Source organism: Tissierella pigra (assembly GCF_018917845.1).
Lineage (GTDB): Bacteria > Bacillota > Clostridia > Tissierellales > Tissierellaceae > Tissierella > Tissierella pigra.
The window spans coordinates 3,761,520-3,775,471 of the sequence record NZ_JAHLPJ010000001.1 but is presented as its reverse complement, the minus strand read 5'-3'; the positions used below and the strand labels follow the sequence as shown (position 1 = coordinate 3,775,471).

At 29.2% G+C, this 13,952-nt stretch carries 19 protein-coding genes; 12 read left to right on the top strand and 7 right to left on the bottom strand.

Going from position 1 to position 13,952, the window contains the following annotated elements; translation table 11 throughout:
• Positions 1 to 8: 8 nt before the first annotated feature.
• The 6 genes from KQI41_RS18310 (at position 9) to KQI41_RS18285 (ending at position 4,531) form a co-directional block, all read left to right on the top strand.
• The gene (locus tag KQI41_RS18310) at positions 9 to 1,088 is read left to right on the top strand and encodes a DUF5711 family protein (RefSeq protein ID WP_154440080.1); all 1,080 of its coding nucleotides are present in this window, start codon (positions 9 to 11) and stop codon (positions 1,086 to 1,088) included.
• 119 nt (positions 1,089 to 1,207) lie between these two features.
• A complete protein-coding gene (gene yedF, locus KQI41_RS18305) occupies positions 1,208 to 1,804 on the top strand; it encodes a sulfurtransferase-like selenium metabolism protein YedF (RefSeq protein WP_154440079.1) in 597 nt (198 codons plus the stop codon).
• Between the two features lie 9 nt (positions 1,805 to 1,813).
• Positions 1,814 to 2,080, top strand: a complete 267-nt coding sequence (locus tag KQI41_RS18300) for a putative Se/S carrier protein (RefSeq protein ID WP_154440078.1) — start codon at positions 1,814 to 1,816, stop codon at positions 2,078 to 2,080.
• Positions 2,081 to 2,096: 16 nt separating this feature from the next.
• Positions 2,097 to 2,984 carry a mechanosensitive ion channel family protein gene (locus KQI41_RS18295; RefSeq protein ID WP_154440077.1) on the top strand — a complete coding sequence of 296 codons (888 nt, stop codon included), beginning with the start codon at positions 2,097 to 2,099 and terminating at the stop codon, positions 2,982 to 2,984.
• Complete coding sequence (locus tag KQI41_RS18290) at positions 2,968 to 3,210, top strand: DUF951 domain-containing protein (RefSeq protein WP_154440076.1); 243 nt, start codon at positions 2,968 to 2,970, stop codon at positions 3,208 to 3,210. Before KQI41_RS18295 ends, KQI41_RS18290 begins: the two co-directional genes overlap by 17 nt.
• A gap of 136 nt (positions 3,211 to 3,346) precedes the next feature.
• A complete protein-coding gene (locus KQI41_RS18285; RefSeq protein WP_154440075.1) occupies positions 3,347 to 4,531 on the top strand; it encodes an aminotransferase-like domain-containing protein in 1,185 nt (394 codons plus the stop codon).
• A 58-nt stretch (positions 4,532 to 4,589) separates the two neighbouring features.
• Here KQI41_RS18285 and KQI41_RS18280 read toward each other — a convergent pair whose 3' ends face one another.
• From KQI41_RS18280 to KQI41_RS18250, 7 genes are all read right to left on the bottom strand, one after another.
• Positions 4,590 to 5,765: a sensor histidine kinase gene (locus tag KQI41_RS18280; protein WP_154440074.1), complete on the bottom strand. Its 1,176-nt coding sequence runs from the start codon at positions 5,763 to 5,765 to the stop codon at positions 4,590 to 4,592.
• 2 nt (positions 5,766 to 5,767) lie between these two features.
• Entirely contained in the window at positions 5,768 to 6,445 is a 678-nt protein-coding gene (locus KQI41_RS18275) for a response regulator transcription factor (RefSeq protein ID WP_154440073.1), read from the bottom strand.
• 141 nt (positions 6,446 to 6,586) lie between these two features.
• Positions 6,587 to 7,246: a phosphate signaling complex protein PhoU gene (phoU, locus tag KQI41_RS18270; RefSeq protein ID WP_154440072.1), complete on the bottom strand. Its 660-nt coding sequence runs from the start codon at positions 7,244 to 7,246 to the stop codon at positions 6,587 to 6,589.
• Positions 7,247 to 7,261: 15 nt separating this feature from the next.
• Positions 7,262 to 8,017, bottom strand: a complete 756-nt coding sequence (pstB, locus tag KQI41_RS18265; protein ID WP_154440071.1) for a phosphate ABC transporter ATP-binding protein PstB — start codon at positions 8,015 to 8,017, stop codon at positions 7,262 to 7,264.
• A complete protein-coding gene (gene pstA, locus KQI41_RS18260; RefSeq protein ID WP_280634067.1) occupies positions 8,010 to 8,837 on the bottom strand; it encodes a phosphate ABC transporter permease PstA in 828 nt (275 codons plus the stop codon). The genes pstB and pstA overlap by 8 nt, the downstream gene beginning before the upstream one ends.
• Entirely contained in the window at positions 8,838 to 9,695 is an 858-nt protein-coding gene (gene pstC, locus KQI41_RS18255; protein ID WP_154440070.1) for a phosphate ABC transporter permease subunit PstC, read from the bottom strand.
• Between the two features lie 11 nt (positions 9,696 to 9,706).
• Positions 9,707 to 10,612 carry a substrate-binding domain-containing protein gene (locus tag KQI41_RS18250; protein WP_154440069.1) on the bottom strand — a complete coding sequence of 302 codons (906 nt, stop codon included), beginning with the start codon at positions 10,610 to 10,612 and terminating at the stop codon, positions 9,707 to 9,709.
• 242 nt (positions 10,613 to 10,854) lie between these two features.
• Between KQI41_RS18250 and KQI41_RS18245 the strand changes: the two genes are divergently transcribed.
• The 6 genes from KQI41_RS18245 to KQI41_RS18220 all read left to right on the top strand — a co-directional run bounded on the left by KQI41_RS18245 (position 10,855) and on the right by KQI41_RS18220 (position 13,939).
• Positions 10,855 to 11,415: a hypothetical protein gene (locus KQI41_RS18245; RefSeq protein ID WP_154440068.1), complete on the top strand. Its 561-nt coding sequence runs from the start codon at positions 10,855 to 10,857 to the stop codon at positions 11,413 to 11,415.
• Between the two features lie 170 nt (positions 11,416 to 11,585).
• Positions 11,586 to 11,867, top strand: a complete 282-nt coding sequence (gene rpsF / locus KQI41_RS18240) for a 30S ribosomal protein S6 (RefSeq protein ID WP_154440067.1) — start codon at positions 11,586 to 11,588, stop codon at positions 11,865 to 11,867.
• A gap of 20 nt (positions 11,868 to 11,887) precedes the next feature.
• A complete protein-coding gene (locus tag KQI41_RS18235; protein WP_154440066.1) occupies positions 11,888 to 12,319 on the top strand; it encodes a single-stranded DNA-binding protein in 432 nt (143 codons plus the stop codon).
• A 16-nt stretch (positions 12,320 to 12,335) separates the two neighbouring features.
• Complete coding sequence (gene rpsR / locus KQI41_RS18230) at positions 12,336 to 12,560, top strand: 30S ribosomal protein S18 (protein ID WP_154440065.1); 225 nt, start codon at positions 12,336 to 12,338, stop codon at positions 12,558 to 12,560.
• Positions 12,561 to 12,653: 93 nt separating this feature from the next.
• Complete coding sequence (locus tag KQI41_RS18225; protein WP_154440064.1) at positions 12,654 to 12,974, top strand: MazG-like family protein; 321 nt, start codon at positions 12,654 to 12,656, stop codon at positions 12,972 to 12,974.
• A gap of 11 nt (positions 12,975 to 12,985) precedes the next feature.
• On the top strand, positions 12,986 to 13,939 hold the full coding sequence (locus KQI41_RS18220) for a DUF2232 domain-containing protein (RefSeq protein WP_154440063.1): 954 nt from the start codon (positions 12,986 to 12,988) through the stop codon (positions 13,937 to 13,939).
• Positions 13,940 to 13,952 lie beyond the last annotated feature (13 nt).

The following is a 13,952-nucleotide window of genomic DNA, read 5'->3' as shown; positions in this document are numbered from 1 at the left end:
GACTACAAATGAAAGGGGATAAGAAAGAAAATCATAAGGGATTTAAAATATTTGTTATTATATTTCTTGTTTTAAGTATGTTTTTATTAAATGAGAAAAATCAAGAAAAGTTAATTAAGTTTTTTGATTCCATAGGCAGTAAAAAGAATACTTTAGAATTAGTGAATTCTTTCAAAGATAATAAGTCTTTAGGAAGTGTGAATATATATGATAATAATATGATTAAATGGGATGGAAATAAATTAAGTTTTTTAAAGATTGATGGTACTATTATTTTAGAAAAAGAATTTAATTTTGCAGATCCTTTCATATATTACGGACAAAATTATATTTATATAATGGATAAGTCAACAGGAGATATTTATTCTCTAGATAAAAATGGTCAAACCATAAGTAGAAACCAAATAAATAGAGAAATATTTAATTTAAAAGAAAGTAATGGATATATTATATATCATATAAAAAATAATGAACAGGAAGCCATTAAGGTATTGGATGGAGATAATGCTGTAGTTGGCAGTAATTCATATGAGGATAAAAATATACTTGCATATGAAGTAAATAAAAATGGGAAAAAAAGATCATTATCATTATTAGATTTTAATGGAAATATTTTAAAATCTCAAATAGAGATATATGGAGAAAATAATAAAAACATAAATTCTATAGATATAGAAGGAGAAATAGTAGTATATCTTCATTTTATATCAAAGGATGAGTTAATCGCTTTAACGGATCACAATATATATTGTATTAAAGAGAACGAAGTATTATGGAAAAGACAATTCGATTTAATAAAAGATATTTATATAGGAAAAGATATATATATACTGTACAGTAATTATTTAGAATCCATAGATTTTAAGGGAGAAACTAAAAACAAAATAGGATTTACTGAGGATTATAGGAAAATAGAAGAATTTAATGGAAATATATTAGCTTATGGAGAAAAAGGTATTTCCATAGTAGAGGATAATAAGGAGATATTAAAACATACTGATGATATAAAAGAAGTAAGGACTAGTAAAAATAATATATTGATATGGAATAATGATGAAGTTAAAATCTATAGATTTCTAAATAAATAGAATTTATTTTATTAAACTAATCTATAATAAATAAAATAATATAATATTTATCAATATTTTTATTGACAATCATTAAAACTAGTATAATATAATTATTGAATATATAGGAGGCATAAAAAATGAGAATAGAAGTAGATGCAAGAGGTCAGCTTTGTCCTAAACCAGTTATAATGACTAAAAAGGAATTAGATAATTTAGCAAAGGGAGTAATCACTACAATAGTAGATAATGAAGTGGCTAGAGACAATGTGTCAAAATTAGCTCAGTCTTCTGGATGTAGTTTTATAATTGATAAGAAAGATGAGGATTATTATATCCATATTACTAAGGATGGAATAGTGGAAGAAACTATTGGTATTCCGACCCCAAGTAAAACTAAAGATTTAACCATAGCCATAGGTTCAGATAAAATGGGAGTTGGTGAAGAAGAACTAGGTAAAATCTTAATGAAAAGCTTCATATATACCATAAGAGAAACTACGCCATTTCCAACTACCATTTTATTTTTAAATTCAGGTGTCAATTTAACCTGTGAAGATTCACCTGTATTGGAAGATTTAAAGGAGTTAGAAAAATCAGGTGTTGAAATTATTTCTTGCGGCACCTGTTTAGATTATTATAATCTGAAGGATAAAATTCAAGTTGGAGAAATAGGAAATATGTATGCAATATATGAAAAAATGAGAAATGCAAATAATACTTTAAATATTGGTTAGGAGATAACAATGAGAAAAGAGACTTATGGAGTAACTACTTATCAGTCTACACATCATACAATTCAAGCTGAAGGAGTATTTAAGGAGAATGGAATAAGCTTTAGAACTATACCTACCCCAAGAGAAATAACCGTTAGTTGTGGATTAGCAATTATCTTTGCCTTAGATGATCTTCCAAAGGTAAAGGATATGGTAAGTAGGAATGATATAAATATAGATAGTATATATAAATATACAAAAAGTGAATCAGGTAATGAAGCTGAGAAGATAGATTAAATTTGGAGTTGACTTTATGATAGATATTATTGAAAGGTTTAATCACCTAAAAAATATTATTGATATATATATTAAGAGAGATAATGGAGATTTTAATATTTTAGGAAAACTAATAAATATATTTATCATAATATTAATTATAAAATTAGTTATTTCTTTAATAAATAAAATTATAGACAAGACTCTAAAAAATAAACGAGGTGCAAATTTTTTTGTAGATAGTAGAAGGGCTAATACAATTGCTGAAGTTCTTAAAAAGGTAGTTAAATATATTCTATACTTCATAGGAACGGTAATGGTTTTAGACATGTTTAATATAAATACTAATTCAATACTTGCTACAGCAGGAATTGGAGGATTAGCTATAGGATTTGGTGCTCAGTCCTTGGTTAAAGATGTTATTACAGGATTTTTTATATTATTTGAGGATCAGTATGCAGTTGGAGATTATATAAATGTAGAATCTATGGAAGGTACTGTTGAGGAATTGGGACTCAGGGTTACAAAAGTTAGAGACTTTTCAGGTGATTTATATATAATTCCCAATGGGATGATTCAAATTGTAACAAATAAGACTAGGGGTGCCATGAGGGCATTAGTACAAATATTTATATCCTATGAAGAAGATATAGATAGGGTAATTAAAATATTAGAAGGTATTTGCCTAGAAATTAAAAATAATAATGATTCTGTGTTAGATGGACCTACTATATTAGGAATTACAGATTTAGGAGAATCCAATGTATCCCTTACTATAATAGCCAAAACCAAGCCTATGGAGCAGTGGGCAGTGGAAAGACAAATAAGAAAAAAGGTTAAGGAAGCTTTTGATAAAGAAAATATAAAAATACCTTACCCTAAAACAGTAATATTTGGAGGAAAAGAAAATGATACTGAAATATGATGCTGGAGATATAATAACTTTAAAAAAAGGTCATCCATGTGGAGAAAATAAATGGGAAATCATGCGTACTGGTGCAGATATAAAGCTCAGATGTTTAGGGTGCGACAGACAAATTTGGATACCAAGGATAGATTTTGACAAGAGAATTAGAAAGATTTTAGTGGAAGATAAATGGATCAGTATAATTCATCATAAGGGCAAGGGAGATAGTGAAGGGAAAAATTGATGGAAAATTCTCAATAGATGAACTTTAATTTTTAAATGCTAAATTGTATTATAATGTTAGACAATTACGCGATTTAATAGTAAACTATAGACAAGGATATAACAAAGAGAATCCAAATTTAGTGGAGGTGTGTCTAATGTCATTAAATTATGCAAAGCGTATGGACAACATTAGAGCTTCAGAAATTAGAGAGTTATTAAAATTAACACAGCAACCAGGTATAATTTCATTTGCTGGTGGATTACCAGCTCCAGAATCATTTCCAGTAGAGGAATTTATTAAGATTGGAAAAGAAGTTCTAGAAAACACAGGAACTCAAGCATTACAATATGGTCCAACGGAAGGTTACGGACCACTTAGAGAAGCCATAGCTAAGAGAATGGAAAAAGTAAAAGTAGATGTAAAAGCTGAAAATATACTAATAACCAGTGGTTCACAACAGGGATTAGACTTTGCTGCTAAAATATTTATAAACCCTGGAGATATTATAGTTTGTGAAAGTCCTACTTATTTAGGAGCTATTAACGCATTTAAGGCTTATGAGCCAAAATTCATAGAAGTATCTACTGATAAAGATGGTATGAATATGGAAGAATTAGAAGAAGTGCTAAAAAACAATGATAAAGTTAAGTTTATCTATGTTATTCCAGACTTCCAAAACCCATCAGGTAAAACTTGGACAGTAGAAAGAAGAATGAAGTTAATAGAATTAGCTAATAAATATAATGTAGCTATTATAGAGGATAATCCTTATGGAGAATTAAGATTTGAAGGAGAAATACTACCAGCTGTTAAACATTTTGATACAGAGGGAAGGGTAGCTTTCTTAGGTACGTTTTCTAAAATACTTTGTCCTGGATTAAGACTTGGATGGGTAGCAGCTGATACTGAATTCTTAAATAAATTTATACTTGTAAAACAAGGAGCAGACCTTCAATCAAGTACTATATCACAGATGGAAACTGCTAAATTCTTGGAGCTTTATGATATAGATAATCATATTCAAAAAATAATTGACTTATATAGAGTTAGAAGAGACCTAATGATGAAAACCATAGAAGAAGAGTTCCCAGAAGGAGTTACTTATACTTATCCAGAGGGAGGACTATTTACTTGGGTAGTATTACCAGAATATATGAATGCTAGAGAACTAGCATTAAAGGCATTAGAAGAAAATGTTGCCTATGTACCAGGAGGTTCTTTCTTCCCTAATGGTGGAAATGAAAATACATTTAGATTAAACTATTCCAATATGGATGAGGAAAAAATAGTAGAAGGTATAAAAAGACTTGGTAAAGTAATAAGAGAAGCAGTTAAATAAATAATTAAGAAAAACCTTTATATTGTTAAACAATATAAAGGTTTTTCTTAATTTAAAATCAACAATTAGCTTTTGGTAGTTTAACTTCTATGGTAGTTCCTTCATTTTCTATACTGGATACAGTTAACTGTCCTCTATGGTATTCAACTGTATGTTTAACTATAGATAGTCCTAGACCAGTACCATTAATTTTTTTAGAACGAGATTTATCTACTCTATAGAACCTTTCAAATATTCTATTTTGATGTTTTTGTGGTATTCCAATACCTGTATCACTTACCTTAACTACACCCCATTTATCATCAGAATAGATTTTAATATCTACTTTACCATTTATTTTATTATATTTAATAGCATTATCTACTAAATTAAATATTAGGTCTTCAATCATCCTTTGATTTCCATTAATCATAGTAGATTTTCCTTCTATTTTTAAAGATATATCTTTTTCTTTTGTATTATTTAATAGGTTAGAATATACAAATTCTCCAATTGAAAATAGGTCTATTTCAGTTAAATCCCTTTTAATAGACAGATCATCTAGTTGTGATAATTTGATTATTGAGTCTATTAAAGTTAAAAGTCTATTACCTTCTTTATAAATAATAGAGGCAGATTTTTTAATGTCTTCATCTTTTGCCATTCCAGTTTCTATCATTTCAGCAAAGCCAATAATAGAGGTCAGCGGAGTTTTAAGCTCATGAGATACATTTGCAGTGAACTCTCTTCTAATTTTTTCTGATTCCTTTAATTTATCAATGGAGTATTCGATTTCCTTTTTCTGTATATCTATGGTTCTAATAAAGGGTTGAAGTTCTTCATATGTTTCAGTATCTATCATTTCTTCTCCTGATAATATACTTCCAATACTTTTAGAGGCTAATTCGATAGGTTCTAGTAGTTTTGATGTCAATATGGAAGACACTATATACAAGGACATTAAGATCAGTACAAGAACTCCAGCCATTGCAGGTAATATTCCTATAAAGGCTTGTTGAATATGTTGGATAGGTTTAGATACTCTCACTATTTTATTATCTAATTTTACATCATGAGATAAGTTTGATGGTATTTCCTTAGGTATAGAATTAGAATCATATATATCTACTTTAATTATATCATTAATATCTCTTGGATTATAGAAATCGAAAAATAGAAATACTAGTACTATGGAGGTTATAACTGCTGTTATAGTTGCTATAGCTGCAAGATTATAATAAATTTTTCTTCCCAAGGTTATCCTCCTATCTTATACCCAACATTTCTTATGGTTTGAATAATTTTACCAGCATCTCCTAATTTTAATCTTAAAGTTCTTACATGAACATCTACAGTCCTACTTTCCCCTTCAAAATCAGTTTCCCATACTTCATTCATTATTTTATCCCGGGATAGAACCATGTTTTTATTTCTAATAAGGTATAGAAGAAGTTCAAATTCTTTAAAGGTCAAATTAACCTCTCTATTATCTACAGTTACAATACGTTTGTTTTCATCTACAATAAGGTTATCTATAGATAAAATACTATCTTTATTATCTGTTTTAAGACTTCGGCGAAGAACAGCATTGACTCTAGATATTAATTCCATTACACCAAAGGGTTTTGAAATATAATCATCTGCTCCCATATCAAGTCCTTTTACTTTATCAAACTCACTATTTTTTGCAGTAAGGATTATGACAGGAATATCCTTAGTATTATGATTTTTCCTTATATTATCTAATATTTTATATCCATCATCCCCAGGTAACATTATATCCAATAAAATTAAATCAGGTATTGTATGATGAAGTTCAGTATATAGATCATTACCGTTTTCAAAACCTTTGGTTTCAAAACCATTATTTTTTAGTGCATATATGACCAATTGTCTGATACTTTCATCGTCTTCAACACAGTAAATTGTTTTCATAAAATCACCCCAATATTCCCTATAAATTATCATAATTATAGCATAGAGATTAAAATATTAAAATGAAAAATAAAAACAGGTTTAAATCAGCCTGCTTTTAATTTTGAAAGATTATTATGAGATAGGTTTTTATTTTTCAAATTATGATTCATAATTCCTTACATAGTGTTCTCCTGTAATAGAATAATAAACCCATTCAGAAATGTTTTCTGCATGGTCACCAATTCTCTCTAAATACTTAGCTATCATAAGTAGGTCTACGGCCTGTTCTCCATTGTCTGCATTTTGTCTAATAAGTTCAATTAATTCATTTTTTACTACATGAAATAGGTCATCTACTACATCGTCATAATCTATAACATTTTTTACAAGCTCTAAATCTTTTTTTACAAAGGCATTGATACTATCACGTACCATTTTAATTGTAGCTGTTGCCATTTGTGGAATATGGGTAATTTTTTTTATATATTTTTGTCCAATAAGTCTAATTGTTATTTCAGAAATATCAGCAGCTTGATCTCCTATTCTTTCCATGTCTGTAATTATTTTTAATGCTGAAGAGATCATTCTTAAATCACTGGCTACAGGCTGTTGCTGCAATAAGAGCTTTAAACATCTTGTTTCTATATTTTTCTCTGCATTGTCTACTTCACTATCATTATCCACAATTCTTTTTGCAAGGCAAATATCCTGCTCTATAAGGGCAGCAACAGCAGTTTCTATGGAACTTTCGATAATATTTCCCATATCTATAAGTTCTTCATTTAATAATTCTAATTCTTTATCAAATTTACTTCTCATTTATATCAGCTCCTTTTAACCAAATCTTCCAGTAATATAGTCTTCAGTACGTTTATCCTTTGGATTAGAGAATATAATATGGGTATCATCAAACTCAACTAATTCTCCTGATAAAAAGAATGCAGTTTTATCTGAAATACGAGTTGCCTGCTGCATATTATGAGTTACCATTACTATAGTATATACATCTTTTAAATCTTCTACTAATTCTTCAATTTTAATAGTGGATATTGGGTCAAGGGCACTTGTAGGCTCATCCAATAATAGTACTTCTGGTTCAACAGCTAAAGCTCTTGCTATACATATTCTTTGCTGTTGCCCCCCAGAAAGCTCCAAGGCATTTTTCTTTAACCTATCCTTTACTTCACTAAATATAGCAGCATTCTTTAAGCTTTTTTCAACTATTTCATCTAATTTGATTTTTGATTTTATTCCATGAGTGCGAGGACCAAAGGCAATATTATCGTATATACTCATTGGAAAAGGGTTTGGTTTTTGAAAAACCATACCTATACGTTTTCTTAAATTGTTTATATTTATGTTTGAATTATCATAAATATTCTCTTTATCCACCAAGACTTTACCTTCTATTCTACAATCGGAAATTAAATCATTCATTCTATTAAGGGTTTTAAGAAATGTAGACTTACCACATCCAGAAGGACCTATAAAAGCAGTAATACGATTTTTAGGAATATTTATATTTATATTTTTTAAGGCTTGAAAATCCCCATAATATAGATTTAAATTTTCAACTATTATTTTATCCATTTAACTCACCTTTCCTCAATTTTTTAGCTATTAAAGATGATAAACCGTTAATTCCTATGACTACTACTAAAAGTACTACAGCTGTGCCATAGGCTTCATTAGTATATAAACCCTCACTAGAAAGAGAATACATATGAATTGCCAAAGTTCTACTTGATGAAAATAAATTTTTAGGTATTTGCGGTACTGTACCCGCAGTATATACAAGAGCAGCAGTTTCTCCTACAATTCTGCCTATAGCAAGAATAATTCCAGAAAATATTCCAGGTATTGCCGTAGGTAGGACTATTTTAAATATAGTTCTCAGTTTCCCTGCACCTAAAGCAAAACTTGCCTCACGAAGATTATTAGGAACTGCTAAAAGTGCCTCCTCTGTTGATCTAATTATAAGGGGTAGAATCATAATAGATAAAGTAAGAGCACCAGATAAAATAGAGAATCCCATACCTAAGCTTGTTACAAAGAATAATAACCCAAATAATCCGTATACAATAGAAGGAATACCAGAGAGAGTCTCTGTTGTTAGTCTTATTAATTCAACTAACTTACTTTCCTTTTTAGAATATTCAATAAGAAATATTCCAGTAAATATACCAATTGGACAGGAAATTAATAAGGATAAAAATGTCATTATCAAAGTAGTAATTATAGCTGGAAATAAAGAAACGTTTTCTGTTGTATATTTTAAAGCAAATAAAGAAGGTTTTATATGTGGAATTCCTTTCATTAAAATATACCCGATTATAATAAATAAAATAGAAAAAGTTAAAAATGCTGAAAGCATAACAAGAGTTTTAATTAGCTTACTTAATTTAGTCAATTAAAACACCTTCCTTTTTAACATGGAAAATAGTCCATTTATTATTAAAATAAATACAAATAATACTACTCCTGTTCCAATTAAAGCTTCCCTATGAAGATCTGCAGCGTATCCCATTTCTATTACAATATTGGCAGTAAGAGTACGTACACCTTTTAATATCCCATTAGGCATACGAGCCTGATTTCCTGCCACCATGATTACTGCCATAGTTTCACCTATTGCCCTGCCAATTCCAAGAACTATAGATGAAAGTATACCAGACTTTGCTGCAGGTAACATGGCGAAGACTATTGAATATTCATGAGTAGCACCTAGAGCTATGGCCCCTTCATAATAAGAATTAGGCACTGCTCTGATGGCAGATTCAGAAAGACCTATTATAGTTGGTAAAATCATAATTCCAAGAAGAATAGAGGCTGTTAATATACTAGAACCTGTTCCACCAAATATATTCCTTATTAGGGGTACAAGCACAACAAGTCCAAAGAAACCATATATAATTGAAGGAATACCAGCCATTAAATTAACTGCTGGTTTTAGATATTTATATAATCTAGGTGAACAAAATTTAGCTAGATACATGGCAGTTAATATTCCAATTGGAACACCGATTATTATGGCACCGAAGGTTATATAAATACTTCCAACAATCATAGGAAATATTCCAAAGGATGGAGGTATATTAGAAGGAGACCAATCCAATCCAAATAAAAAATTCAACACACCAATTTTTTTAATTCCTGGTATGCCGTTAGCAAACATAAAATAACATATTAAGATTACAGATATTATAGAAACACAAGCGGAGATAAAAAATATTATCTCCATAAATTTGTCTAAAGATTGCCTTTTCATTTAATCACCCTTTATTTAATGTCACTCCAGTTAGTAAATTCTCCCGTAAATACTTTTTTTACATTTTCTAAAGATATATCAGTTAAAGTATTGTTAGGATTTATAATTACTGCAATTCCGTCTAAAGCTATTTCCATATTCTGAAGTCCAGTTATCTCACTATCTTTTAAGGCTCTTGAAGCCATACCTATATCGCAAGTACCATCTGTAGCAGCTTTTATACCTGCTGATGAATCAGACTGTTGTATTTCAATTTCAGCATTTGGGTTGATCTCAAGATAAGCTTCTCTAAGTTTTTCCATAACTGGTGTAACAGATGAAGAGCCAGCAACAACTATTTTTCCAGCTGGTTTGCTTCCCTTATATGGTTCTGCATTATCATCTATAGCTATATAGGATTGTGAAACTACTTCTTGACCTTCTTTACTCATTATATAGTCTATAAAATCATGTGTAATTTCAGAAACGTCATGTTTTGTTGCTACATTGAAGGGTCTTGCTATTTTATAACTACCATTTTTAATATTTTCAGTTGTAGGCTTTATTCCATCGATGCTTAATGCTTTTATTGTATCTTGAAGAGAACCTGTAGATACATACCCTATGGCATACTCATCCCCAGCAACTGTTGTAAGAACAGTGTCGGTTTTCATTTGAGTAATAGCTTCCTTTGTAGTTTTATCTACTTTATTTCCATTACCATCCTTTTCTTCTATTCCCGTTAGTTCAACAAAAGCACCTCTAGTACCTGAACCTTCTTCTCTAGTAACTACTACGATTTCTTTTGATGAATCGAATTCTTTTTTATTATTCTTACCTGTTTCAATATTTTCCCCATCTTGATTGTTTGATTTACATCCTGCAAGAAGTGATAATGCTAAAACCAATGATAATGCTAAAGCAACTATTTTTTTCATTTTATTTCCTCCCTTTTACTATTTGCTTTTAGTATATAGGAGGAATGTTAAATCTATTGTTATAGTAATGTAAAATCTATGTAAAATTAATTAGTTAATATTATTATGAATAGTAAATGCGTGATTGAAAGTAAAAAACATCGAATTCTGATGAAATATGATATAAAATAGTGGATTAAATTTCTTTATTTAAATTTATGTATATGGTAAGCTTGTGTAAATGTAAAGGGGAGATGCTTGTTATGTCTAAAAGAAATTTTGTCTTTTTAATTTTATCTGGTATCATAGTTTTGACTATATTTTTTTTATATAGGAAAAATTCTATTAAAGATGATAATATCACTAAAGGAAATACAAATGTTGTAAATACATTGGAAGAGAAGTCAAACATAAAAAAATGGTCAGAACTAAATAATTTAGAAGATATAGATGAGAATATGATAATAAATAATTCAATTGGTAGGTTCTTTCTAACTAGAGGATCTACACCTGAGGTAAATGGGTTTTCTTTTAAATTTAGTAAATTTACAGGTGTTCACCATTATGTTTCAATAAACACAGAAAATGAATGTGATGTAGAAATATCCTATAAAATTTCTGCTCCAAAAGATGATTTCAAAGTATTTATAATTTTATCCAATGGTGAATTAGTTGAGCTTATGAAAGAATCTACTACAGAAAAAGCAATCTATTCTTTATCGAAAGGAGAGAATATAATAGCTTTAATAGGATATAAGACAACAGGCACGTTTGAAATATATATTGAACCTCAGGAAGGAGTAGAATTACTACAAATTGATTGATCATATGATTAAATATTATGTTATTCTATAAATTAAAAGAAATGTAAAGTCTGGACATAATTACATAAATTAAATTTTCTTGCATAGTTCTATCATAAGTGGTATAATACTTTGGTAATCCTTGCTCTATAATTGATATAGAGCCGATAGTCCATAGGGAGGTGAAAGGCATGAGAAAATACGAAGCGGTGTTTATCTTTTTACCAAATGAAGAGGAAAAAAGAGTTCAAGTTCTTGAAAGATTCAAAGGTATAATTGAAGCTGAAGGAACTATAGCAAACATTGATGAGTGGGGCAATAGAAAATTAGCATATCTAATAGATGATATAGCTGAAGGTTATTATGTACTTATAAACTTTGAAGGTACACCAGAGGTTATTAAAGAGTTAGATAGAGTTGCTAGAATTTCTGACAGCATTATGAGACACATGATCATTAGAGAAGATGAATAATCTAAGGGTAGGTGATAATATTGAATAATGTTGTATTGATTGGAAGACTTACAAGAGATCCTGAATTAAGATATATTCCTGGAAGTGGAACTGCTGTTGCAAGATTTGGAATAGCAGTAGATAGAGGGCTTTCAAGGGAAAAGAAACAAGAAATGGAATCTAGAAATCAACCAACAGCTGATTTTATAAATATAGTAGTATGGGGAAAACCTGCTGAAAATTGTGCTAACTACCTAGTAAAAGGTAGACTAGTGGCTATTCACGGAAGAATCCAAACTGGCTCTTATGAAAAAGAGGGAGTTAGAGTTTATACTACAGAAGTTGTAGCTAACAATGTTGAATTCCTAGAATGGGGAGATAAGAATAAATCCTCAGATTTCCAAGATTCTTCTTTAGATTTTGGTGGTATAGAGGGCTTCCATCCTACTGATAATGATGATATTCCATTCTAGAAGGAGGTAAGAAGAGATGCAAAGAAGATTTAAGCCAAGAAAAAGAGTTTGTAGCTTTTGTGCAGATAAAACTAGTCATATAGACTATAAAGATATAAATAAACTTAAAAAATATATAACAGAAAGAGGAAAAATTCTTCCTAGAAGAATTTCTGGAAACTGTTCAAAACATCAAAGAGAGCTTACAACAGCTATAAAAAGATCAAGACAAGTAGCATTATTACCATATAGTGCAGAATAAGAGAGGATAAACCTCTCTTTTTTATTTGACTTCTGTCCTTATAATTTGTATTATTTTAATAAGGCTAAAATATAAATCAAAGGATGAGAATAGATGAAAAATAAAGACATAGATATTATAAAGAATATGAAAACTGTAGAATGGCTAAAAGCACAGTTGCTTAATACAGTTGCTAACCTTTATACTACCTTAGCAAATGGAGAAGAGAACACCAAAGAAAATCTTGAAGACACTATTGCTAATCTTATATTAGAATCTTTGCTTTTAGGCAAAAGATTAGGATTATCCTATGAAAGTATAAAATCAACTTTAAGGGATAATATTCAATTGAATTTAATAGAAGAACATAAAATAGAAAGATGGTATGGAGATTTAAGTATATTGTTAGAATTTATAGACAACCATAAAGATTAGAGGTGAATTTTTTGGATAATAATGATAAAATAAAGAAAAGTATAACAGAAAGTATAATAGTAATATCTATTATGGCTTTGTACATAGTTTATGGAATTCATTTCCTACCTTTACTGATGTTGTTTATTCCATTACCCTTTGTAGTATTGGGTGTAAGAAATAACATATATATTAATGGAATAAGTATGATAATATCCTTTATAATAGCAGGGCTACTCCTTGGAGTTGCATCAAATGCTTTACTTATTTTGATTTTCGTACCTTTAAGTCTTATAATAAATTATTGTATAATAAAAAGAAAGACTACTATGGAAATCATATCAGCTTCGACTTTAATATTTTTTCTTTCTATTGTAATGTTAATGTTTCTAGGAGTGAAGATATCTGATTTAGATTTAACTAAACAGTTGGAAAATGATTTTACTAGAATATTAACTGTACAGATAGATATGTTTAGAGATATGGGAATGACCAATCATGAGATACTTCAGACTAAGGATTTACTAGAAACTGCCTATAGAAGTATAATAGTTCTTATTCCATCTATGTTAGGAATAATCTCTTTAATTATAAGTTCTATCAATGTATTTTTATCGTCAATAATTCTAAGGAAAATGGGATATGGAATAGTAGGAGCCATAGGATTTTCTAAATTTAAATTACCTAAAAATATTATTCCAGGAATTCTAGTAATGTTTATGGCTGCATTTATAATAAAGCAACTAGGCATAGAATATCATGATGCACTGTTATATAACCTTACATTTCTAGTTAGCTTTGCATTTTTACTTCAAGGTTTAGCTGTTGTAGATTTTCTTTTAAAGAAATCTAAAGTTCGCTTAGTATTTAGGATTTTAATAATAGGTATAATGATACTCTTTATACCTATGAGCAGTATTATATTGTTTTTAGGCATACTAGATACAGTATTTGATACAAGGAAATTAAGAAGATTAAAGTCCTAATTTAGGGGGATTA

Excerpts from the sequence above, each read along its gene's own strand:
- KQI41_RS18310 (WP_154440080.1), top strand. The coding sequence starts at position 9 with ATGAAAGGGGATAAGAAAGAAAATCATAAGGGATTTAAAATATTTGTT.
- yedF (WP_154440079.1), top strand. The coding sequence starts at position 1,208 with ATGAGAATAGAAGTAGATGCAAGAGGTCAGCTTTGTCCTAAACCAGTT.
- KQI41_RS18300 (WP_154440078.1), top strand. The coding sequence starts at position 1,814 with ATGAGAAAAGAGACTTATGGAGTAACTACTTATCAGTCTACACATCAT.
- KQI41_RS18295 (WP_154440077.1), top strand. The coding sequence starts at position 2,097 with ATGATAGATATTATTGAAAGGTTTAATCACCTAAAAAATATTATTGAT.
- KQI41_RS18290 (WP_154440076.1), top strand. The coding sequence starts at position 2,968 with ATGATACTGAAATATGATGCTGGAGATATAATAACTTTAAAAAAAGGT.
- KQI41_RS18285 (WP_154440075.1), top strand. The coding sequence starts at position 3,347 with ATGTCATTAAATTATGCAAAGCGTATGGACAACATTAGAGCTTCAGAA.
- KQI41_RS18275 (WP_154440073.1), bottom strand. The coding sequence starts at position 6,445 with ATGAAAACAATTTACTGTGTTGAAGACGATGAAAGTATCAGACAATTG.
- phoU (WP_154440072.1), bottom strand. The coding sequence starts at position 7,246 with ATGAGAAGTAAATTTGATAAAGAATTAGAATTATTAAATGAAGAACTT.
- pstB (WP_154440071.1), bottom strand. The coding sequence starts at position 8,017 with ATGGATAAAATAATAGTTGAAAATTTAAATCTATATTATGGGGATTTT.
- pstC (WP_154440070.1), bottom strand. The coding sequence starts at position 9,695 with ATGAAAAGGCAATCTTTAGACAAATTTATGGAGATAATATTTTTTATC.
- KQI41_RS18250 (WP_154440069.1), bottom strand. The coding sequence starts at position 10,612 with ATGAAAAAAATAGTTGCTTTAGCATTATCATTGGTTTTAGCATTATCA.
- KQI41_RS18245 (WP_154440068.1), top strand. The coding sequence starts at position 10,855 with ATGTCTAAAAGAAATTTTGTCTTTTTAATTTTATCTGGTATCATAGTT.
- rpsF (WP_154440067.1), top strand. The coding sequence starts at position 11,586 with ATGAGAAAATACGAAGCGGTGTTTATCTTTTTACCAAATGAAGAGGAA.
- rpsR (WP_154440065.1), top strand. The coding sequence starts at position 12,336 with ATGCAAAGAAGATTTAAGCCAAGAAAAAGAGTTTGTAGCTTTTGTGCA.
- KQI41_RS18225 (WP_154440064.1), top strand. The coding sequence starts at position 12,654 with ATGAAAAATAAAGACATAGATATTATAAAGAATATGAAAACTGTAGAA.